This is a genomic window from Chelativorans intermedius (assembly GCF_025398255.1).
Taxonomy (GTDB): domain Bacteria; phylum Pseudomonadota; class Alphaproteobacteria; order Rhizobiales; family Rhizobiaceae; genus Chelativorans; species Chelativorans intermedius.
This window is the reverse complement of record NZ_JAODNW010000020.1, coordinates 22366-43321: the sequence shown is the minus strand read 5'-3', so window position 1 is coordinate 43321 and position 20956 is coordinate 22366. Positions and strand designations below refer to the sequence as shown.

The 20956-nt window shown below is 68.6% G+C and carries 26 protein-coding genes and 2 pseudogenes; all 28 read right to left on the bottom strand.

The annotated features are described in order from the left end of the window. Window positions 1-138: 138 nt before the first annotated feature. The 28 genes and pseudogenes from NYR58_RS14785 to NYR58_RS14650 all read right to left on the bottom strand — a co-directional run bounded on the left by NYR58_RS14785 (window position 139) and on the right by NYR58_RS14650 (window position 20942). A complete protein-coding gene (locus NYR58_RS14785) occupies window positions 139-1575 on the bottom strand; it encodes a sensor histidine kinase (RefSeq protein WP_315903344.1) in 1437 nt (478 codons plus the stop codon). Beyond that, window positions 1568-2233 (bottom strand): response regulator transcription factor, encoded by a 666-nt coding sequence (locus NYR58_RS14780; RefSeq protein ID WP_261521765.1) that lies wholly within the window; start codon window positions 2231-2233, stop codon window positions 1568-1570. Before NYR58_RS14780 ends, NYR58_RS14785 begins: the two co-directional genes overlap by 8 nt. 72 nt (window positions 2234-2305) lie before the next feature. After that, a complete protein-coding gene (locus tag NYR58_RS14775; protein WP_261521927.1) occupies window positions 2306-2593 on the bottom strand; it encodes a hypothetical protein in 288 nt (95 codons plus the stop codon). Between the two features lie 98 nt (window positions 2594-2691). Next, window positions 2692-2898 carry a hypothetical protein gene (locus NYR58_RS14770; RefSeq protein ID WP_261521764.1) on the bottom strand — a complete coding sequence of 69 codons (207 nt, stop codon included), beginning with the start codon at window positions 2896-2898 and terminating at the stop codon, window positions 2692-2694. A 24-nt stretch (window positions 2899-2922) separates the two neighbouring features. Then, window positions 2923-6813, bottom strand: a complete 3891-nt coding sequence (locus NYR58_RS14765) for a baseplate multidomain protein megatron (RefSeq protein WP_261521762.1) — start codon at window positions 6811-6813, stop codon at window positions 2923-2925. 5 nt (window positions 6814-6818) lie between these two features. Further along, entirely contained in the window at window positions 6819-7274 is a 456-nt protein-coding gene (locus NYR58_RS14760; RefSeq protein WP_261521760.1) for an NlpC/P60 family protein, read from the bottom strand. Beyond that, the gene (locus NYR58_RS14755) at window positions 7271-8158 is read right to left on the bottom strand and encodes a DUF2163 domain-containing protein (RefSeq protein WP_261521759.1); all 888 of its coding nucleotides are present in this window, start codon (window positions 8156-8158) and stop codon (window positions 7271-7273) included. The genes NYR58_RS14760 and NYR58_RS14755 overlap by 4 nt, the downstream gene beginning before the upstream one ends. Beyond that, complete coding sequence (locus tag NYR58_RS14750; protein WP_261521758.1) at window positions 8155-8793, bottom strand: DUF2460 domain-containing protein; 639 nt, start codon at window positions 8791-8793, stop codon at window positions 8155-8157. The genes NYR58_RS14755 and NYR58_RS14750 overlap by 4 nt, the downstream gene beginning before the upstream one ends. A gap of 45 nt (window positions 8794-8838) precedes the next feature. Then, window positions 8839-9402, bottom strand: coding sequence for a phage tail tape measure protein (locus NYR58_RS14745; protein ID WP_261521754.1), 564 nt, complete (start codon window positions 9400-9402; stop codon window positions 8839-8841). Next, entirely contained in the window at window positions 9392-9574 is a 183-nt protein-coding gene (locus NYR58_RS14740; protein ID WP_261521753.1) for a phage tail assembly chaperone, read from the bottom strand. The genes NYR58_RS14745 and NYR58_RS14740 overlap by 11 nt, the downstream gene beginning before the upstream one ends. Further along, a complete protein-coding gene (locus NYR58_RS14735; protein ID WP_261521752.1) occupies window positions 9574-9951 on the bottom strand; it encodes a gene transfer agent family protein in 378 nt (125 codons plus the stop codon). The genes NYR58_RS14740 and NYR58_RS14735 overlap by 1 nt, the downstream gene beginning before the upstream one ends. Then, window positions 9948-10364, bottom strand: a complete 417-nt coding sequence (locus NYR58_RS14730) for a phage major tail protein, TP901-1 family (RefSeq protein WP_261521750.1) — start codon at window positions 10362-10364, stop codon at window positions 9948-9950. The genes NYR58_RS14735 and NYR58_RS14730 overlap by 4 nt, the downstream gene beginning before the upstream one ends. A 38-nt stretch (window positions 10365-10402) precedes the next feature. Next, window positions 10403-10804 (bottom strand): DUF3168 domain-containing protein, encoded by a 402-nt coding sequence (locus tag NYR58_RS14725; protein WP_261521749.1) that lies wholly within the window; start codon window positions 10802-10804, stop codon window positions 10403-10405. Then, window positions 10785-10976, bottom strand: coding sequence for a hypothetical protein (locus tag NYR58_RS14720; RefSeq protein WP_261521748.1), 192 nt, complete (start codon window positions 10974-10976; stop codon window positions 10785-10787). Before NYR58_RS14720 ends, NYR58_RS14725 begins: the two co-directional genes overlap by 20 nt. After that, a complete protein-coding gene (locus NYR58_RS14715; protein ID WP_261521747.1) occupies window positions 10973-11311 on the bottom strand; it encodes a phage head closure protein in 339 nt (112 codons plus the stop codon). Before NYR58_RS14715 ends, NYR58_RS14720 begins: the two co-directional genes overlap by 4 nt. Next, window positions 11308-11877 carry a head-tail connector protein gene (locus NYR58_RS14710; protein ID WP_261521746.1) on the bottom strand — a complete coding sequence of 190 codons (570 nt, stop codon included), beginning with the start codon at window positions 11875-11877 and terminating at the stop codon, window positions 11308-11310. The genes NYR58_RS14715 and NYR58_RS14710 overlap by 4 nt, the downstream gene beginning before the upstream one ends. 68 nt (window positions 11878-11945) lie before the next feature. Continuing rightward, a complete protein-coding gene (locus NYR58_RS14705) occupies window positions 11946-13196 on the bottom strand; it encodes a phage major capsid protein (RefSeq protein ID WP_261521745.1) in 1251 nt (416 codons plus the stop codon). Window positions 13197-13208: 12 nt separating this feature from the next. Continuing rightward, on the bottom strand, window positions 13209-13877 hold the full coding sequence (locus tag NYR58_RS14700) for an HK97 family phage prohead protease (RefSeq protein ID WP_261521925.1): 669 nt from the start codon (window positions 13875-13877) through the stop codon (window positions 13209-13211). Beyond that, window positions 13877-14221, bottom strand: a complete 345-nt coding sequence (locus tag NYR58_RS14695; protein ID WP_261521744.1) for a DUF6107 family protein — start codon at window positions 14219-14221, stop codon at window positions 13877-13879. The genes NYR58_RS14700 and NYR58_RS14695 overlap by 1 nt, the downstream gene beginning before the upstream one ends. 43 nt (window positions 14222-14264) lie before the next feature. Beyond that, entirely contained in the window at window positions 14265-15440 is a 1176-nt protein-coding gene (locus NYR58_RS14690; protein WP_261521743.1) for a phage portal protein, read from the bottom strand. A 179-nt stretch (window positions 15441-15619) separates the two neighbouring features. Further along, window positions 15620-15817: pseudogene (locus tag NYR58_RS14685) on the bottom strand (type II toxin-antitoxin system HicB family antitoxin); the annotation flags it as partial. A 37-nt stretch (window positions 15818-15854) separates the two neighbouring features. Next, window positions 15855-15986 (bottom strand): annotated as a pseudogene (locus tag NYR58_RS14680) (DNA-packaging protein); the annotation flags it as partial. 32 nt (window positions 15987-16018) lie between these two features. Further along, a complete protein-coding gene (locus NYR58_RS14675; protein WP_261521741.1) occupies window positions 16019-17101 on the bottom strand; it encodes a tyrosine-type recombinase/integrase in 1083 nt (360 codons plus the stop codon). A gap of 242 nt (window positions 17102-17343) precedes the next feature. Beyond that, on the bottom strand, window positions 17344-17679 hold the full coding sequence (locus NYR58_RS14670; protein WP_261521739.1) for a phage head closure protein: 336 nt from the start codon (window positions 17677-17679) through the stop codon (window positions 17344-17346). Beyond that, window positions 17676-18908: a phage portal protein gene (locus NYR58_RS14665; protein WP_261521737.1), complete on the bottom strand. Its 1233-nt coding sequence runs from the start codon at window positions 18906-18908 to the stop codon at window positions 17676-17678. The genes NYR58_RS14670 and NYR58_RS14665 overlap by 4 nt, the downstream gene beginning before the upstream one ends. After that, window positions 18905-19438, bottom strand: coding sequence for an HK97 family phage prohead protease (locus tag NYR58_RS14660; protein ID WP_261521736.1), 534 nt, complete (start codon window positions 19436-19438; stop codon window positions 18905-18907). Before NYR58_RS14660 ends, NYR58_RS14665 begins: the two co-directional genes overlap by 4 nt. Further along, a complete protein-coding gene (locus NYR58_RS14655; RefSeq protein ID WP_261521734.1) occupies window positions 19435-19698 on the bottom strand; it encodes a head-tail connector protein in 264 nt (87 codons plus the stop codon). Before NYR58_RS14655 ends, NYR58_RS14660 begins: the two co-directional genes overlap by 4 nt. Beyond that, entirely contained in the window at window positions 19698-20942 is a 1245-nt protein-coding gene (locus NYR58_RS14650; RefSeq protein ID WP_261521732.1) for a phage major capsid protein, read from the bottom strand. Before NYR58_RS14650 ends, NYR58_RS14655 begins: the two co-directional genes overlap by 1 nt. Window positions 20943-20956 lie beyond the last annotated feature (14 nt).

The following is a 20956-nucleotide window of genomic DNA, read 5'->3' as shown; positions in this document are numbered from 1 at the left end:
ACCGCTCCACGCTCCGCCTTCGGCAGCCGGCGCGAACGTTCCCGCCCGCCCGCGAGGCACCAGGACCTGCTCCAGGGAACGTTCCCCAGCTATAGATCATGTTTGACGGAATTTTGTCTATCCGCCCCGTGCAGCGCGTCAGGCGGCCGGAAGTTCGATCCTGACCATCAGGCCGCCGAGGCCGGAACGTTCCAGCGCCAGCGCGCCGCCATACTCGGCCACCAGATCGGCGACGATGGCCAGGCCGAGCCCCGTTCCCGGCTTCGTCTCGTCCAGGCGACGGCCGCGCTTCAGCGCCTGGCGGGCCTGCGCCTCCGGGATTCCCGGCCCGTCATCCTCGATCTTCAGGGTGAAACGGCGGCCCTCCCCTTCCGCCGCCTCGGGCGCAAGCAGCGAAAGGCCCACCTGCCCTCGGGCCCACTTCATCGCGTTTTCCAGAAGATTGCCGATGATCTCTTCCAGGTCCTCGCGCTCGCCCGCGAACACCACCTCCTGAGGCGGCAGGTCGAGCGTCAGTGTCTTGTCCGGGTTGAGCTTCCGCGTCACCCGCGCCATGCGCTCAAGCGTCTCGTTGACCGGGCTGCGCTGCGCAAGCGCGCTGCGCTGGGCGGCGGCGCGGGCGCGCTGCAGATAGTGGTCGATCTGCTGCTGCATCGCAGCCGCATGATCGGCGATCAGGCGCCCCTGCTCGCCGCCCATGGATCGCCCCTCGTTCATCAGAACGGCAAGCGGCGTCTTCAGGGAATGGGCGAGATTGCCCACTTGCTTGCGCGAACGCTCGATGATGCGCCGATTGCTCTCGATCAGCGCGTTGGTCTCCTCCGCCAGCGGCGCGATCTCCGTGGGGAACGGGCCCGACAGCCGCTCTGCCGTGCCGGCGCGGATGTTGGCCAGCGCCCGGCGGATGCTCTGCAGTGGCCGCAACGCCAGGAGGATTGCGAAGGCGTTGATGGCCACCATGCCCAGACCGAAGGCTGCAAGGTAGGCGAAGAGCCGGCGTGTGAAATCGCCGATCTCGCGTTCGAGCTCGCTCAGATTCCCCATGACGCGGAAGCGGGCGATGCGGTCTGCCTGGTCGAGAACGACCTCCGCCTCCAGCACCTGCAGCGCGTTGCCGCCCGGCCCTTCGACGCGATAGGTGCGCTGGAACGCGGCATCGAAGGGCACGGCGTCGGTTCCCGGCGCCGGCACGGGCGCAGAACCGATCAACGAGGGCGAACTCAGCGACCTGCGAAGCGCCTGCGAGGTCGGCTCCACCGACCAGTACCACCCCGAAAGAGGTTCGGAAAACCGCAGGTCGCCGAGATTCGGGGTGCCCTGCAGGCGGCCCTGCTCGTCGGCGCTCACCGAAGCGATCAGATTGAACAGGTGGGCGGAGAGAACCTCCTCGAAGCCGCGGCTGCTGACCTGCCGGAACAGCGCGGAGATCACCGTGGCAATCACCGCCAGCGCGATCACGGCCCACAGCGAGGAGATGGCGACAACGCGGAAGGTCACCATGCGCGGCAGCCGCCGAAGCCGCCTCAGCACGGCCGCCGGCAGCGACGCACCCTGCCCCGCCGTCCCGTCAGGCATCCGGTTCGCGCAGGCGGTAGCCCATGCCGCGCACGGTCTCGATCAGGTCGGCGCCGAGCTTCTTGCGCAGACGCCCCACAAACACCTCTATCGTATTGGAATCCCGGTCGAAATCCTGATCGTAGAGATGTTCCACCAGTTCCGTGCGCGAGACCACGGAACCCTTGTGATGCATAAGGTAGGCAAGCATCCGGTATTCATGCGAGGTCAGCTTCAACGGCACGCCGTTGACGTCCGCCTTGGATGCCTTGGTGTCGAGTCGCAGCGGGCCGCAGTACAGCTCGGGCGAGGCATGCCCGGCCGCCCTGCGGATGAGGGCGCGCAGGCGCGCCAGGATCTCTTCCATGTGGAAGGGCTTGGTCACATAGTCGTCGGCGCCGGCGTCGATGCCGGAGACCTTGTCGCTCCAGCGATCGCGCGCCGTCAGGATGAGGACGGGCATGTTGCGCCCGTCCCGCCGCCAGCGCTCCAGCACGCTGATGCCGTCCATCTGCGGCAGGCCGATGTCGAGCACGACGGCGTCATAGGGTTCGGTGTCGCCGAGAAAATGCCCCTCCTCGCCGTCGAAGGCGCGATCCACGACGTAGCCGGCATCCTCCAGCGCGCTGCAGATCTGCCGGTTCAGCTCCTTATCGTCCTCGACAACGAGAATGCGCATGGGTCATCCGCTCCTGGCAGAACTTCGCTCAAGACAGGATAGCCGATCCGCGGCAAACATCATCCCCGTTTTTCATCGGGCCGGCACGTTGAATTCCGCCCGCCGGGGCCTTTCGCCGTTGCGGCCGGGCACCAGGACGACGATGCGGCAGACGGTCTGGCCGCCGCGCTGTTCCGCGGTGGCCTTGGCCAGCGTGCCACCCTGCTGGGCAGCCACCTGCTGGCCGACCGCGTAGCAGTCGGGCGCCCCCTGGGCGAGCAGGCCCGGCACCTGCGTCCATTCCTGGCCGGAGGCGCTGGCGGCGAGAAGCACCGCCAGGCCGGCGGCTGTCAACACGGATATGTGGCGAAGCGTTTTCATGCTGCGGGTGTAGCGCATCGGGGCTGAATGGAGAATGAACAAGTCGCCGCAGCCATGGGCCGCATGGGCGCGACGGTCGCACATGCGGCCCTTTTTCTTCAGCCGATGCGGCGGTCGGCCGCCAGCCGGCCGAAGATCGCCACAAGGCCGGAAATGGCGGTGATCCCCTGCAGCAGCGTCTCCACCAGCGCCTGATCGTCGATCCTGTCGACGGGCAGGCCGAACAGGCCACCGATCCCGGCGACCACCGTCACCACCGATGCCCAGATGGTGCGCGACAGGTACCATGGTTTGGTTTGGGTCATTGCGTGCTCCTTTCCTTGCTTCGCTCATGCGAGGGCCACCGTGCGCCGGGCCGGCAGGCCGGGGCCGATGGCCGCGCTCATCTGGCGTACGGTCACCGCGACCGCCGCCGGCGGCGTGCCGAAGTCGGCCGCCGCCATCGCCGCCGTGTAGGTGCATGCGGGCTCATGCGTCTCGATGATGCGCAGCGGGCTGCCGTCCACCGGCGCAATCTCGACGCGATAAAGCTCCTCCGCCTCGCCCAGCGGGATGTCCGTGCCCAGCCAGCCATCGGCGTCGATGCGCCCGCGCCGCACCCATGAAAGCTTGAGATCGCCGCCCTCCAGGCGCGCCTTCAGATGCACCGGCGAAAGCGGCATCAGGGCCCGCTCGCCGCCGGCGACCGCCTGGAGCACGAAGTTCTCTTCGGAGGGGTCGAAACCCGCCGGGCCGATTCGCCAGTTGATCTCCAGGCCGATCTCGCCCGCCTTCAGCCCTGCCGGCGCCACCGCCTCGTCGAGCAGCACGAAGGGGGCGCCCGCCTGCGCCCCCGCCGCCATCGCGTCGTCGGTGCCGAGCTGGCCGCGCAGCAGGCCGGCAAGCCGCCACACGGCGGGCTCCACCTCCTCCGCCGTCTCGAACTGGAGGACTTCCCAGCTGCCCGCCAGGCTGCGAATGGCGGCGGCGTTCTGGCCGTTGAGCACCTGCAGGCGCGGCAGGCTTTCCAGCGCGCCATCGTAGAGGCGCACGGTCACGGCACCAGCCGCGTCGGGCCGGCCAGCCGTGGCGCCCCCCGGCAAGGGCTCGACGAGCGTGCCGATCACCGCCCGGGTCTCCACGACGCCGCGCAGCGCAAAGCCGGTATCGCCCGGCGAGGCGAGCACCGCCTGGCTGCGCCATGGCGCGGCGCGCACGGCAAGCCGCAGCCGGTCCTGCGGCTGCGCATCGCCGGCCTGCATGGGCAGGTCGAGGAACAGCGCGTGCGGCGGCCCTGCCGTGAAGCTTTCGCCGGCGGCCTCGCCTTCGGGCAGGCCGCCCGCGGCGGGAGCCGCCGCAACGCGCACGATGCGGCGCGCCTTGACCTGCCGGGCCAGCCCGTCCTCGATCTCGGTCGCCAGATAGTCCGGCCCCTCCGGCGCCCCGGGCAGCCGGAACACGCTGCCCACATCGAGCCGCTGCTCGGTCATCGGCACGGAGAAGGCCAGGCGCTCGCGCCCGTCCCAGCGTCGCCGCAGGAAATCGCGCACCAGCGCGTTCGCCTCCTGCAGCGACAGCACGCCGGGAAAGCTCACGAAGTGCGTTCCGCTGCCCGCGGCATCGGCATAGTCGGCGGCCGCAGTGGCTGCCTGGTGGTCGTTCAACGGGTCGCGAAAATCGAGCTGTGCCAGCGCCGGCAGCTCCCGGTCGGGCAGGCGCAGACGCTCCACCGTCTCGCGCTCCCGCTCCACCACCAGCTCGTCGAGCAGCAGCGGCGGGCCTACCGCCCCCTCGGTAGAGAAGACCAGCCCCGCCTCGCCGTCCCGCACACCGATGCCGAAAAGGCTCGTCAGCGGCTCGATGGCGGCGCGCGCGGTGGTCGGATCGGCGACCAGATAGCCCGCCACGCTCCCATCGGCGCGCGCGGTGTCGGCCTCCGGCAGGCCGTGATCGGCCAGTATCGCGGCGATCACCGCTCCCACCGTGGCACCGCTCAGCCGGCCATTCAGCCAGTGGCCGCGCGCCCAGTTGGCCCCGTCGCCCCACACGTCGCCATAGAGCGGAAAGGCGGGGAAAGGCCGCGCGTCCCAGGCCCACACATTGATCGCGCCGACATCGACCATCGGCCCGCCATAGACGCTGGAGACCGGGTTTGCCGCGACCCCGCCTTCCTCCCAATGCGCATAATGGGCGGCCAGAAAGCGCTGCTGCGCCAGGTCCGAGCGCCCGCCGTTGGAAAAGTGGGGAAGCGCGTGCTCGGAGGATTTCGGATCGGGAAAGACGTTCGGCTGGTTGGGGCCCTTGTCCACCGCCGGGCAGCCGAGCTCCGTGAAGTGAATGGGCTTGGACTGCGGCATCCAGGCGGTGGCCTGCGGTTCCTCCACGCCGCCGCGCCGGTTGAAGTGCTGGTTCGACCACCAGCCCACCAGATCCTTGTAGCGAAACACCCAGTGCTTGCCATGGGCGCCGTCGGCGATGGGCGTGCGCAACCGCGCCGCGCGGTCGGCGGGGCTCGCATAATACCAGTCGAAGCCCTCGCCCGACGTGATGGCCGCGCGCAGGCCCTCCGGGTCGTAGGGTCCGGAAAAACCGTCCGGGTTGGTGCCGTCCACGTCTTCGTCGCGCCAGTCCGACAGCGGCATGTAGTTGTCGATGCCCACCGCATCGACGTCCGGGTGCGCCCAAAGGCTGTCGAGATGGAAGAAGACGTCGCCCGAGCCGTCGGCGGGTTGATGGCCGAAATACTCGCTCCAGTCGGCGCCATAGGTGATGGTGGTTCCGCCGCCCAGAATGCCGCGCACCTGGCCGGCGAGCTGTTCCAGCACCTCGACGAAGGGAAAGCGGTCCTCGCCGTCGCGCAGCGTCGTCAGCCCGCGCATCTCCGAACCCAGGAGAAAGGCGTCGACGCCGCCGGCCGCGGCCGCCAGATGCGCATAGTGCAGAACGAACCGGCGATAGCTCCATTCGTCAGGGTCGCCGGTGAAAAGAACGGTGTCCTGCGTCGGCACGAACTGCCCCGGCGCGGCAAGCCCGGCAAGGTCCGTGATCTGGCTGCGCGCCGCCGCCGTCGCATCCGCCGTGCCCGGTTCGCCGGGGCCCGGATGGCAGGTGATGCGCCCGCGCCAGGGAAAGGCTGCCTGCTCCTGGCCGCCATAGGGGTCCGGCAGGTCGTTGCCGGGCGGCACGTCCATCATGATGAAGGGATGAAGCGCCACCTTCAGCCCGCGCTGCCGGATGGCGGCAATGGCCTCCATGACGGAGCTGTCCGTCGGCGTTCCGCCATAGGCCGGCCTGCCGTCCACCTGCGAGACCACCTGCGCCTCGGCGCGCTCGATGCCCGAGACGCGCCACGGGCTGGAGATGCCGGCCGGATTGGCCTGCGTCACCATCGGGCGGATGGTGCAGGCGCCGGCGCGCAGATCCGTGCCGAACCAGGTGACCACCAGCGATACGGTCTGCAGATTGGGGCACAGCGCCTGCAGCTCGTCGAGCGCGGCCTCGAAGTCCGTGGCCGCCACGCGGTTGTGCCGGTTCAGGGCGTGGGTATCGCCGGGATTGCCGGTCTGCCGCACCAGGCTGGGCGCAAGCCCGTATTCGGTGGCGCCGGGAATGAGCGCCACCGAGCGGATGCGCGCGTTGAGCCCATCCACCGGTCGCATCACCTCGAACTGGAACTGCGGGATGCGCCGCCCGTAATCGTCGATGGGGAAGCGCTCGATCACCACATAGGCCGTGCCGCGATAGGCCGGTGCATTGCCCGCCCCTTGCTTCGCCTCGATCAGCGGGTCAACGGGCTGGTCCTGCGCGCCGGTATAGACACGCATTTCCACCCGCTCTCGGTCGATCTCCTGCCCGTCGGCCCAGATGCGCCGCACACCGGCGATCTCGCCATCGCACAATGCGAAGGCGGCATTGGCAAAGTAGGAATAGGTGGTCACCTTCGGGCCGCCCTTTCCGCCCTGCCGCTCGGTGCGCTTGCGCTCCTCGAAGCGCGTCGCCCAGATCAGCGCCCCGCCCACGCGCACGGTGCCATAGACGCGCGGCAGCGGCGCTCCCTCCTCCCCCGTCAGGGGACGGGCAGCGGAAAGGCGCGGGCCTTCATAGTGCTTGGTCGAGTTGATGATCGCCCGGTCGATCGCATAGCCCGCCAGCGCTCCCGCCGCCGAGCCGACCGCCGCGCCCACCGGCCCCAGCACCCCGCCAAGGAAGGCGCCGGCAGCCTGCAGAACGAGTACCGCCATCCGGCCTATCTCTCCGTCAATCGAGGAAAAGTGAAAACGCCGGCAATCCGCCGGCGCCATTGCGGCACGAGGCTGGAGACCACCACCGCCCGCCCCTCATAGGCGTGCACGAAGGCGTCTTCGGCCACCAGTATGCCGGCATGCTTGGCCGGCAGGTGCGGGCGCCAGCGGAACAGGACAAGCCGCCCGGCCGCCGGCACGCCTGCCGGACAAGGCAGGAAATGCCGCCGCGCGGCCTCCAGAAGGCGCTCGCCGCCGCCCGTCTCCGCCCAGTCCATGCTGTAGGGGCCTGCCGTCTCGGGCTCCGTCCCGTAGAGCGCCCGCCACACCCCGCGCACGAGCCCCAGACAGTCGCAGCCGACATGCTTGCGGCTGGCCTGGTGGCGATAGGGCGTTCCCACCCAGGACAGCGCCTCGGCCACCACCGCGCGCTCCGGCGCGCCCCTGTCCGGCCCGCTCATTCGACCAGCGGCCCGCCGTCGAACACCTGCCCGTCGGTGACGTAGCGATAGGCCGCGTCATCGCCCGGCAGGTGCGGAAAGCCGCGAAAGTTCGCGGCGTTGGCAAACTTCGCCTTGCAGGTGGCAAAACGCTTGTCGCAACCCGCCACCACGCTCAGCGTGTCTCCCGGCACAGCAGCGGCGGCGGTGTCGCGCCAAAGGTCCAGCACCACACCCTCCAGGCCCTTCCTGTGGGCTGCCACGCGCTCGCGGCGCCCGGCGGCGGCGCCCGAGGTCCAGGTCACGAGCCCGTTGGCGAACCAGCCGGCCTCGAAGCCGTCGAGGCCGGCAACGCGGATGCTGTTGCCCTTCACCTCCTGAAGCACCCCGCTGCCGCGGAAGCCGCCGGCGTCGAGGTCGATCCCGCAACGCGCATCGCCGAGCTCGGCATCGCAGCTTCGCCGCAGGACGCGGCCATTGGCCTGGTCCAGCGCCTGCGCCGGGCTTTCGAGTTCCGCCACGAAACGCCCGTCGCGGCGGGCGATCTGGCCGATCACCGCCTGGCGCAGCCGCGCAAACTGCGCCGGCGCTCGCCAGTTGACCAGCAAGGTCTCCACCCGTGCGCCGTCGTAGAGGCCGGAGAGGATGTCCGCCTCCTCGATGTCGAGCGACGACAGCGCGCCTTCAACATCCATGGCATCCACCGCCAGGCCCAGCGAGCGCCGCGCCTCGCTGGCCGTCAGGCCGCTTTCCGGTCGAAAGATCGTGCCGTCGGCGACGATTTCCCGATCGTGGTCGGTGAAGCCCATCACCGTGCCGTCGCGGCGCGTAAGCCGCCAGCAATGGCACAGCGTCGTCACCTCGCCTTCCAGATGCGCGGCAAGTTCCGGTGAAATGTGCATCACAACACCTCCACGAGCGGGATGGACGGGATCTGCCCCGCCCTGAACGCCGTCACGCTGGCCGAAAGCCGCTCGGTGTCGAAGCGCACCGGCACGTCGAAGAGGAAGCCCGCCGTCACCGCCTCGCCCGCCGCCGGAACGGCGCCGGCCGCGAACACCACCTCCCCGGTTTCGGGATCGACCGAATAGTCGGCCGAGATCGCTTTCTCCTCGCCCGCCACCGCCACCAGCACGCTGTCGGCCACCGGCCGGGTGATGGCGCGCTCATAGGCGTCCTCCCCCTCGCCATAGGTCTTGACGAGGGCAAAGCGCGCCTTCGCCCCGTCGCCCACGCCCAGCACCTGGTCGAAGGCGGTGGGCGTTTCGTGGGGCGCACAGGACTTCCAGTCGAAGGGATCGCGGAAGCGGAAGGCATGCAGCGAGCCGCGCCGCGCCTCGAAGAAGGCCAGCACGTCGTAAAGGTCTTCCAGCGAGCGCACGCCCGTGCCGGCATCATAGGAGCGGCGCGAACGGCTTAGCCGCTGGTTGCGTTTCTCCCGGCCGGAGGAAAGCTGCACGATCTCGTTGCGCCGTTCCGGCCCGCCCGTCGCGCCGAAGGAGACGCCAAGGGGAAAGCGCACATCGTGAAATCCCTGCATGGTGGTTCTGTCCTGCCTTGCTGGTTGTGCCGCCCGCCAAGGGCGCTACAGCCCGCGCGCCCCGCGCGAGACCGCCCGCGTCAGCATTCCCGTGATCTGCGCCTCTGACTTGCGGAAGGAGGAGGCATCGGGCGTCGTGACGTTGAAGACGATGGTGGGCGCTGCCCTGCCGCTGCTGGCCGCCACGCCCAGCCTGCCATCCGGCGCCCGCTGCAGGGGCAGGATGGCCTCCGCCCCTGCCTCTCCCATCAGGCCGATGTTGCGCCCGGCGGGAAAGTAGGTGGGGGCGGAGACCACGCCGCCCTCGGCAAAGGGCACGACGCCGCCCCTGGCAAAGGGCAGCACGCCGCCGATGCTGCCGGCCAGCCCGCCGAAGGCGGCGCCGAGAAGGCCCTGCAGCGGCTTCAGCCCCTGCTCCAGCGCCAGCCCCGCGAGATTGAGCGCGATACGCCTCAGCACGTCTTCCAGCGACTTGCCGCTCACCACCGCGCTCTTCAGCGCGCCGGTGAGCTGCCGGCCGAAATCCTCCGAAAGCGCCGTGAGGTTCTTCAGCGCTGCCTCGAAGGGCGCCGTGTCGGCCACCACGGGCACTCGCACCTCATCCGTCATGTCCTGCCTCCGCCGTATCGGGAAAAAGCTGCATCAGCCGTTGAAGTTCGGCCCGTTCCGGCGCCCCGCCGCGCGCGATCCCCAAAGCCTCCAGCGCGGCGTTGAGCTCGCGCGGCGTCATCGCCCAGAACGTCGCCGGCGAAAGCCGCAGCAGGCCGAAGGCCACGCCCATCACTTCCCGCCAGGGAAAGGGCGCCCTTGCCGCTCCTGCTGCGGCGCGGGAGGGTTTTCCTCGCCGCCCCCGCCGAAGGTGGCCGACAGAAGCTCGCCCACCAGCCGGGCAAAACCGGCCGCGCCGCCCTCGCAGCGCATGGCCTGCACGTCCTCCTCGCTCACCGCATGGCCGCCGCCGCGCAGCCCGGCGGCAATGATCGCGGTCATGTCGCGCGCCGAAAGCCTGCCGGTGGAGAACCGCTCGGCCAGCCGGTTCAGGTCCTCGGCCTCGAACGCCGCCTCCAGCTCGGCCAGCGCGCCGAGCGTCAGGCACAGGCGGTATTCGCGCCCGTCCAGCCTCGCGGCCACCTCGCCACGTCGCCTGTTCGCGCTCATGGCAGCACCGCAAAGCTGATCGGCCCCGCCGATTCGAGGGCGATCTCGAACGTCACCTCCCCGTCGTGACTGCCCGAATACTCCAGCGCCGTGACCTGGAAGGGACCGGACACCGTACCGAAATCGGGAATGACGAACTGCCACTGGGCGATCTCTCCGGCAAAGAAGCGCTGCCGGATTGCCGCATCCGACTGCGCGTCCTTGAAGATGCCCGCGCCGGAGACGGAAGCGCGCTGCACGCCACTGCCGGCCAGCAGCTCGCGCCAGCGCCCCGCCGAATCCGCGTCGGTGATGTCCACCGCCTCGCTGTTGAAGGCGAGGCGCTTCGTCCTCAGCCCGGCCACCGTCACGAAAGCTCCCTGCCCGTCCTCGTCCAGCTTGAGGAGCAGGTCCTTGCCCTTCTGCGCACCCATTCATGGGCCTCCTTTAACGGTCATGGAATGCAGCGCCGCTATTCGACGGCGGCGCGGAAATGCAGGCGTCCGCGATAGGCCCCGAGCTTCGCCTCGAAGCTGACCTGTGCAGACTCCATCCGCAGATTCGCCAGCCGGTGCCCGGCCAGCGTCAGCGCCCGGTCGTGGATGGCGGCGCGCACCAGTTCCATCAGCGCCAGCGCCTCGCGCCGCCCCTTATGCTTCGACCACACGTCGAGCGTGAAGAAATGCTCGCTGCCCGCCTCGCTCGCCGTGCTCCAGTCATAGACCGTCGCCCGGCCGAAGGTGATGTAGGGAAAGCCGGTCGCCGCCGGCGCCACGTCGTGGAAGCGCGGCCCGCCGAGCGCCGATGTCAGCGCCGCATCGCCGGCAAGCGCGGCGAAAACGGCCTCCTGCAGCTCAAGGCTGGCCGCTGTCATGGCGCACTCTCCCTCTCTGGCCTGCGCGGCGGCGCAGGGCGGCGCGGCGGCGGCGCATGTCGCGTTCCGTCTCCGTGCGCAGGCCGCTTTCGGCCTCCTCGACCGCCCTGTGGGCCTTGGCGCGCAGGGCGTGCACCAGCCCGTCCATCGTCAGCCGCATCGTCACCTTCATCGTCCCTCCTCCCGCACGCGGCAGACGAGATAGCGCCCCGTCCCGTCCGCATCGCGCACGGTGACGATGTGGAGCGCCCGCCCCGCCTTAAGGAACCGCATGCCGCTTGCCACATCCTCTCGAAAGCGCAGTGTAACCCGGTGCGTCGCTTCCTCGTGCGCCTGCCCGGCGGCGAAGTGGCTTGCCGCGCCCACCGGCTCCACCAGGGCGAACACGGTGGCCACCTCCTGCCAGTCCTCGGTGTGTCCGCCCGCGCCATCGGGCGGCGTGGCGGCGGCTTGCAGCGCCAGCTCGGTGCGCAGCCGCCCGGGGTCCAGAAACACCACGCCCGTCACAGCCGCGGCCTCCGCCAGGCGGCGATCAGCCGCCGGTATTCGCCGGGCAGGCTGACCGGCTGGCTGTCGGCGCCAAAGGCAGCGCGAAACTCATACCAATACGCCACCAGGATCATGATCGCCCGCTTCAGAAGGTCGGGCACATCGGTCCCCGCCTCGCCGAAACCGGCGGTAAAGTCGATCTCGATGCCATTCAGCGCCAGTCCCGGCTCTGGCCGCGCATCCAGGTGCAGGCGGGCGGGCGAGGAGACGGCATCGAGCTGATAGCTCTCGGGCGCCAGCACCGAGGCCGCGCCGTCGCCGTCGAACACCGTCACCGACAGGATCTGGCGCACCGGCGCACGCCGGAGAAGCACCAGCCCGTCGCGCGGCCAGCGGTCGAGCGCCAGCCGCCAGCTCTGGTCGATAAGCGCCAGCCCGGTCTCCTGCTCCACCTCTTGGCGGGCGGCGCGGATGAGCCCGGAAATCAGCGTGTCCTCGCTGTCGTGGTCGATGCGCAGATGCGCCTTCGCCTCGACGGGCGAGACCGGCTCGACCGCCGGCTCCACCGTGCGAAACAGCGTCATGGAATGCCTCTTCTCTGGCTGAGGGGAAAAAGGCCCCGGCGGGAGTGCCGGGGCCGCGGCGGCTTGGCCTATGCGGAGACCTTCAGAAGCTTGATCGCCTCGAAGTCCTGAATGCCGCCGCCCACGCGCTTGGTGGTGTAGAACAGCACATAGGGCTTGGCCGAGTACGGATCGCGCAGCACCCGCACGCCCGTGCGGTCGACCACCAGATAGCCGCGCGCGAAGTCGCCGAAGGCAATCGGGGTGGCCTCCTCCCCAATGTCCGGCATGTCCTCCGCCTCCACGACGGGGAAGCCGGCCAGCATCGCCCGGCTGCCGGGAGCGGCCGGCGGCTGCCAGATATAGTTGCCGTCATTGTCCTTCAGCTTGCGCAGCGCCGCCTGCGTCTTGCGGTTCATCACCCAGCTTGCATTCTGGCGGTAGCCCGCCTTCAGCGCATAGACGAGGTCGATCAGCTTGTCGGAGGGATCGGTGCTCGGCAGCCCCGAGGCGTTGCCCGTCGCCAGATAGCCGACATTGCCCCAGCTCCAGCTCGCGTCCTGCACCTGCGGATAGTCGAGAAAGCCGCGCGGCTTGTTCGTGCCGTCGCCGTTCACGAAGGCCGTGCCCTCCTGTTCCGCGAAGGCGGTCTCGATCTCGCCGGCGATCCAGGCGTCGAGATCGACCACGCTGTCCTCCAGCAGCGCCGCCGTCGCCGCCGGCATCGCGTAGAGCTCCGCCGTGGGGAAGGAGAGCTCGTCGAGCGTGCTCGAAGCGGTCTCCGGGCGTGCTGCCGTCTCGCCCACCCAGCCGGTGGCCGGGCCGCTCACCGCGTGGGGCTTCTTCAGAACGGCGCTGGAAATCTGGCGCACCGTGGCGATGGAGCGGATGGGCGAGATGGCGGCCAGCCGCCGGCCGATCGCCGCTTCCGTCTCCTCCGGCACCAGATAGCCGCCGTCCTGGCCGGAGCCGATGGACATCGCCTTCTCCTCCAGCGCGCGAAGCTGCCGCTCGTCGCCCGAGCGCATGTAGCGCTCGAAGGCGTCCTTGTGCTCAAGCGCGGAGAGCGCGCCCGTGCCCTCGCGCGCCAGCCCCGGCCGCGCCTTCTTCAGCACCAGCCGGTCGAGCGCCCGCTTCTGCTCGTCGAGCGCCGCCGACAGCCGGTCCACCTTCTCCACCGTCAGCGGATCGGCGCCGCGCCGCTCCAGCTCCTTCAGCCGCCGGTCGTTCTCGGTCTTGAAGGTCTCGAAGGTGGCGATGAAGTCCTCGAAGGCGCCGGCAATGTCGTCGCCGCCGGCGGCCGACTTCACTTCCAGCATGTCCATGTTCGTCTCTGCCATGTGTCTTGGTCCTCATTCCTGAAACAGTCTGGTCGCCCGGCGGATGGTTGCCGCCAGGCGTGCCGGTGTCCCCGGCGCGGCGTCCCGCTCGCGCAGCAGGTGTGCGAAGCCGCGCGCGATCACCGTCTTGGCTTCGCTTCGCGTCAGCCCAGCATCCCGCATGAGCCAGCGCTCGAACTCCCGTGGGCTCGGCAGCCCCTCGCCCTTCACGCGCTCCACCCGCGCTTCGGGCAGCATGGGAAAGGTGACGATGGAAATCTCCCACAGATCCGCCTGCCGGATATGCCGCACGCCGGTGCGCGGCTCGTGCACGGCCTTGACCGTGCGAAAGCCGATGGACAGCCCGTCGAGCGCGCCGGCGCGCATCAGGGCCAGCACCTCGCGCGCTCTGGCCACGTCGGTGGCGAGCTTGCCGCGCACGAACAGCCCGCGCGCATCCTCGCGGATTTCCTTCCATGTCCCGATGGGCTGGGCGGGATCGTGCTGGAACAGCATGCGGATGCCCGCCGCCCCGCGCTTCCTGAGCGAGTCGGCGAAGGCGCCGCGTTCCATCACGTCGTGTCCCAGATCCACCTTGCCGAACAGGCTCGCATAGCCCGAGAAGGCGCCGTCGCTTTCCACCTCCTCGACATCCAGCCCGGCATATTTGCGCTCCGGCGCGCCGCCGGCGATCTTTCTCATCATCGCGTCTCGTCCCTGGTTTCTGGGTGTCGCGGCCGCCCCGGCCCGCCGGAAAGCAGCCGCATGACGAAGCCGATGGCGCTCCAGGCGCACAGGCTGGCGGCCGCCGAGCCCATGAGCACCAGTTCGCCCGGCGCCAGCCGGCCGGCGATCCCCAGCTCGGTGGCGATCTTCAGGCCCGCCGTCCCGCCGAAGACGAAGCCGCAGGCCACCCCGACGGCAAAGCGAACGGCCGCCTCCCTGCGCCCGGAGGGCAGAAGATAGGCCAGCGAGATCGCCGAGCCGACGACCGCGCCCGTCGCCTTGGCCAGCCACAGCCAGGTCGCCTCGGTCAGTCCGTTCATGGTATGTCCCTTGCGTTCCGTTGCAGCGGGCGGCAAGCGCGCCTCACCCCGCCTCGCGCGGCGCATAGCCCACCGCCTGGCGTTTCTCGTCGTCGGTCAGGAAGTCGGCGGCGCCCAGGCGGCGCCACAGCGCCTCGCGCTCGGCGGCAAGCCCCTCCACCGCGTCGGCGTCGAACCACAGCCTGATCCCGTCCCCGAAACGGGCGCCCAGAAAGCCGCCCAGCTCCTTGGCCACCCGGCCCACCAGCGGCAGCACGGTGAGGCGGTAGAAGGCCCGGTTGGCCTCCTGATAGTTGGCATAGGTGTTGTCGCCGGGAATGCCGAGCAGCATCGGCGGCACGCCGAGCGCCAGCGCGATGTCGCGCGCGGCACCGTTGCGCGCCTCCATGAAGTCCATGTCGCGGGGCGACAGGCTCATCGCCTTCCAGTCGAGCCCGCCTTCCAGCAGCAGCGGCCGGCCGGCCCGCGCGGCGCCCGAGTAGCCTTCCTCCAGCTCGCTCTTCAGCCGGTCGAACTGCTCGTCGGAGAGGTTGGCGCCCTCCTTCGGCGCGTAGACCAGCGCGCCGGAAGGCCGGGCGGAATTGTCGAGCAGCGCCTTGTTCCAGCGCGCCGCCGCATTGTGAATGTCGAGCGCCTGCAGCGCTGCGGCCAGCGGCGCGAAGCCATAGTGATCGTCGAGCGGGTGGAAGAGCGTCAGATGCAGGCCGCGCCCCTCCTCCTCCAGCGGCACCCGCCGCTTCGCGGCGCCGAGCCGGTGTTCCAGCGCCACCGGCCAGCCATGGTCGTCGGCCACCACGGTCACGCGGTCGGGGCGCAGGAGATGCAGCTCGCGGCTGCCGCCCGCCGCCTCCACCAGCTCCAGATAGGCGTTGCCGGAAAGGATAAGATGCCCGTAGAGCACCTCCATGAAGCTGGCGCCCGCCTGGCGCGGGTTGGGCCGGTCGAGAAGGTCGAGCAGCGGATGCGCGTCCAGCTCCGCCTCCCCCTCATAGGCCAGCCAGGGCACGGCGGCTGCCGCCTCGGCGATCATCCTCACCGCCCGGTGCGCCACCGGATTGCGCATGAACCCCTCGCGCGCCAGCGAGGCATAGTCGCGCCGCGTCCACAGCGCCTCGCCCTGCGCGTGCAGCGCCACGAAGCCGTGTCCGCCCGCCTGCTTGCGCTCCAGCGCAATACCCTTCCCTCCCGGACGCCACGCCCAGGGCCATTTCCAAGCCATGCCGATTTCCCTCGATTGTGCCGCAAACACCGACGGCCCCGGCGGGGAGCCAGGGCCACCGCAGCGCGGTGCAGCCGATGATTGTCTTCTAGTTCAAGCGCTTACAGCCCGCCACGAGAGCTGGTCAGCAGTAGTTTTGGGAACGATCTTCGCTCGACCCGACATCAGGGCCCGCGATTTCAGAAAAACGCACCCACGAATCCTGATGCTCGGTCCTTTCCTGCATGTCCCGAAGCCGGCGGGACTTCCTGTCCGAGCCGCTTCCGCTCCGCGATCCATTCTGCAATCGCCTCGCGGGTGTTCCGCAGTGCCTCTTCCGGGGTGTCGCCGTCCGACATGCACCCGGCGGGATCGGGAACCTTGCCTACGAAACCACCACCATCTTCTTCGCCTCTTCCCCGCGCCTGCGCATCCCTATATTTCCCGCACGCGCGGCATGCCCGTGCGTTCCAGCATCAATGCGCTCACCGCCCACACCAGGGCGTCCACGCGGTCAGGCGATCTGCCGCCCGACAGGCCGTCGGGGCCGAAGTCGCACATTTCATCTCTTCGGCCCTAACCAGTTGGTTTTGCTGGATTTATGTTTTACGGTTTTGCGATGTTTTACAGTTCTGTTCTTCGCTCGTTCTCTTGAGCGTCAGCAACGCGGCCTTGCCGCTGGTCTTCCGATCCGCGAAACGGCAATAGCGTTCGATCATCGGAAGCGACATGCCTACGATGTCGCCAATCTGCGCCGTCGACAGGCCTGCGCGCCGGAGCCGGATCACGGCCGTGCAGCGCAGCCCGTGCAGGGTCACGCCGGCAAGCTCCGGTATCTTGTCGCGGGCTTCCGCAAAGTGCTTCGAGAATAGCTTGCGCGTATAGCGCTGCCCGTCCGCGCGCCCGCCTTCCTGCAACAGGAACGGCCCCGGCCGCTTCGCCCAGGTCGACATTTCCGCTTCAAGCTCAGGCACGATCGGGCAATAGACTTCCCGGCCGGTCTTCTGAGCGCGGTAGGAGAAGCCGCCTTCGTCGATGTCGGTCCAGCCCAGCCGTACGGCATCGCTGCCGCGCATGCCGGTCCACATGTAGAGCACGACGCCGCGCCGGATCACGCCCGTGAGCTTCGACAGTGCCGCCTCGATCTGAGCCGGTGTCCAAGGCTTATGCCCGCTGTCCTTCGCGTAGGGCTTCACGCCCTCGGTCAAGCTGTGCTCGACGTGATCGCGCACGCGCGCCCAGGTCGATAGCGCCCTCATGGCGCTCAGGAAGTTGTTCGCCTTGCCCGGTGTCTCCGCCAGGCCGTCCATAACCGCTTGCACATGGACCGGTCGCAAGCCCTTCGCCGGCAGGCTCCCCCACGCCTTGCGGGCGATCCTCAGCGCGCGCTCGTACTGGTCGATCGTGCCGGCCGTGATCGTGCCGGAAGTCTTGATGAACTCCAGATAGCCGTCGAGCACCGCCCCGAACGTGTCAACCGGCACCGCGCCCGCGAGGCCCTGAGCCTGCCGGATGGCGTTCCAGAACTCCGGCGAATGCGGATCGTTCGGCAGGGCGATGCGCGGGCCGGCGTGATCGGTCCCGCGCCCCGGCTGGAAATAGAAATATTCCCGGCCGCGAGAGACGACGCGATGAACGCCCTTCGGCAGCTTGACCGCGGCACGATTACGCTGACGTGGCATCGCGTGCCCCCGCAAGGAAGGGATCAGCCGAGGCTCCCGCCGCTCGGCTTGCAGACATGGAGCCAAGGGCCATATCCACATCAGCCCAGCGCCAGCGAACGCAGCCCGATGAAAGCTTCACCGGCTGTGGCAAGACGCCCTTACGCACCATCTCATGCACAGTGCTTTCCGACACGTCCAGCTCGCGCGCGAGCGTGGCGCAGGACACATAGGAAGGCGGGCGGTCGAAGGCGGTCACGGTGCTACCCCCCTGTCTTCGCCGTGATTTCGAGGAAGCGGTTGCGGCCGGCTTTGGTCTCCTTGACGCCCATGATGTTCCACGTCCTTCCATCGTAGGCGAGCCGGTCGGTCGGCCTGACGCTCGACTGAAGGCCGCCGGCGCGGATCACGAAACGGCTCACCAGCTCGGACACGATGGTGCCGTATGCAGCGCGCTCGGTGTCCGATACATCGGAGCGCGAAGCCGAGACCGTCGCCAGCGGCTGCCAATCGTAAATCGGATAGTTGTATTCGTCATGGCCCACCACTATCGAGCGTTCGATGACGATACGCCTGTCCAGGTCGCCGGCTGCGGTCATTCCACGCCCCCGCCGCCGGCAGAGGTGCCGCGCTCATCGAGCGGCACCATGTTGAGAGGCGAAAGATATTCGTCGCCACCCTCGATTTCCGGCATGTTCTCCCATCCGCGGATTTCGTTCGGGGAGAGCCAGCCCCATTCGCGGCCGATCCGGTAAGCCTCATAGCGGGCTTTCAGGTCGCCCCTGAGCAAGCCGGCAAGGTCGTGCTCCACAAACAGGCTCTTGCGAGCCTCAGGCGGCAGCATGGCCGCATTCATGGCCTGCTCGATACGCTTTGCCATCGGAGCGAGGCAGCGCACCACGAGCGCCCGCGACTCCTGGTCCGTGTTGCTGTAGGTCGCGTTGTCGGTAATCCCCGCGACGGTCGGCGGCACGCCAAACACGCGGCAAATGTCCAGGTTGGTGAGCTTGCGGCTATCGAGAAATTCCGCGTCCTTGGCGCTCATCGAGAACGAGCGCCATTCCGCGCCGCCGTCCAGCACGAGCACGCCGCTCGTGGTGTTTTGGGCCTCGATCTTGGTACGCAGCCTTTCGAGGGCCGCGTCCTTCTTGTCCTGAGGCAGCATGTTGGGAAAGACCAGCGCGCCTTCCGGCCGGAAGCTTTTGCCCGCTTGCCGGCCGGCGGTGTCCTGTTGCGTGAGGGCGAGGTTGAACGTCTCGCGCGCCAACTGGATAGGCGACAGCCCCATGACGCCCTCGCGCCCAAGGCGATATCGCAGGTGGAGGATCTCGTCCTGCAGGTAGATACGGACGCCGCCGGTGCGGCTCGATACGCGATAGCGCAGCCGGCCGCTTTCCAGCCGCTCCACCGCCACGCTTCCGGGGTCCAGCGGCGTGAGCGCCGTCACCTGTCCGCGCCCGTTCCATTCGAGCACGGCATAGGCGTTGCCGGTGATAAGCAGACTGGCAATGAGCATTTCCCGCGCCTCGAAGGCGGTTTGCGTCGGGTTCGCGATGTCGTGCAGCGCGCCATAAAGTGGATGATCGGTCGCCCGTTCGCGGCCGCCGTTGCCAGTCCGCCGGTAGAGGTTCAGCGGCACCGCCGATAGCGCCTGAGACACGATCGAAATGCAGGCGTGAGCCGTGGAAAGGCCGGTCGCCCGCTCAGCATCGACGTAGCTGCCAAGCCCGCCGGTTAGGCCGAACCATTCGGCAAGATAGGGGTCGCTTGAAGCGATACGGGTTTCGGCGGGTTTCGAGCGCCGGAGAATGCGGTCCAAAAAGCTCATTGCATAAGCTCCAAAATCCTGAGCGCGCGATCGGCATAGAGCCGGAACGGTGCCGGCTTTTCGAGCGACCGGGCATGAATGACGGTGCCCTGATAGGCCGGCCAGGACAGCACAACGGAAACCTCGTGAAGCTCCACTCCGCGCAGCTCGCGCTTGTCGCCGTCGCGGTGCTCATCGAAGGCGGTAAAGCCAAAGCTCATTCCGCCAACGTCGCCGCGTTCGGCCAGGGCGAGCACGTCGCGGCCGTAAGAGGTGTCGGGCAAGTCCAGGTCGAAGGCCAAGCCCTTGCTGTCCTCAGCAAGCCTGAGGGTGCCGGAACGGGTGCGGGCGAGCACGCGGCCGGGGTCGTGATCCACAAGGGCGAGGATGTCGTTCCTGCCCCTGAGGGACGCCGCGAAGGCGCCTGGAGCGATCGTCTCGATAAACCGCCCGCCGATATCGGCCGGATTGTTGAATGTCGCCGCGTAGCCTTCCAAGCGCCGGCCGTTGGTGCGAACCTCGATAGCGAGCGCGCGCTTTTCCATGGTCATAGCCAGCCCTCCCGGTAGGGAGAAACCAGCCGATCGATCATGCCTTGCGGCTTCGCTTCCGTGTCGTCGCGGTGGTCGTAGAAAAACGCCACGAGCATGAGAATGGCTTGCTCGACGGCGGGAGGCACCGGCGAGGAACTGGTGTCCACGCCGATGCTTTCGAGGTGATCGGTCGCGGCCGCAATCGCAGCCGTGATAACGGCGTCGTCGTCGTCGTGATCGACGCGGCAGAACAGCTTTGCGGACGCGAGGTCAACCATCAGCCCGTAATCTCCATCCACCGAAAGGCTTCCGGGTGCCGCACCACAACATCCGTGTCGAGGAAGGCGTGAAGCAGAACGCCGCCTTTGCTCGCCACGTCCGCATGGTAGGGGTTCATCAGGATATCGACGCCGGACCAGTAGCCGAGATAGAGGCTCGCCCATTCGCCATAGATGAGCGCGCGGGTTTCAGGTGGGCCGGCGGTGACAACCGGAACCTGGGTGGTGCTCTCCACGCGCTCATTGTGGAAGGTGGTCGCGATCGGGATCGGAAGCCCGTCGTTGTCCTCCCGCTTGCGGGCGATCGCCATGACGGCCGGGTGCGTGAGGAAAGCACGCGTGCCGGTCACGTCATCAATTTCCAGGGCGGCGATCATGTCGGCCGTGGCGGCAGTGTCGAGCGCGGCAGCGGTCAATTCCGTCACGTCCGCGTCGGCCATGATGCCGGTCGGCTCATTGGCGCCGCCGCCCTTGATTGACGCGAGGTCGAGCGCCTGGGCGAGGATAAAGCCAAGGTCGCGACGAAGGATCGTCTCGATAGCCTCCTGAGACTGCAACAGCATCCGGCGCGACAGCTCGTATTCGCCGGAAACCGTTTTCGGTCCCATGCTCTTTTTCGAGAACTGAGCATCCGAACGGGTGGTGTCGGAGTGCTCGGCAATCCAGTGCGCCGTGCCGCTTTCCGCAAGGCGGGGAAGGTCGAGGTTGCCGATGAGGCCGCGAAGCACGGTCGCCCCAAGGCTTTCCACCTTGAGCGCCGGCCGGCGACGGTCGGTCATGCTCGCCAGGTCGGTGCGGATAAGGTTTCCGCCCGGTCCGGCAACCGGCGTCGTGGTGGTGAGTGCGCGGGTTTCGGCGCCGCCCAAGAGGATCTCGGTCGGAACCATCAAGCCGCGCGTCTCGCGTCCTTTGGAAAGCTCCTGGTGAACCTCAGCCTCGAGGCCGGAAAGCTTGCCCGCGAGTGCTTCGGTCGAGGCTTTCGCCAGCGAATAGTTGCGCAGCTCGCGCCGCATTTCGCCGTTGCCGCCGATATGCTCGCCAGCGGCTTCAAGCCGTTCGTAGGTCGCCAGTTTTTCCGCCCGGTCGATCTGGTCGCCCAGCCCTCGCACCTCTTTCTCAAGCGCGTCGAACTGCTTGCGCTCGCCCTCGTCAAGGTCGCGGTTGTCGTTCGAAGCCTTTTCGTTGATTGCCCGCATTTCCGCGATTTTTGCGGCGCGCTGCTCTTTCAAAGCCTGTAGTTGCATGACATTAGCTCTCC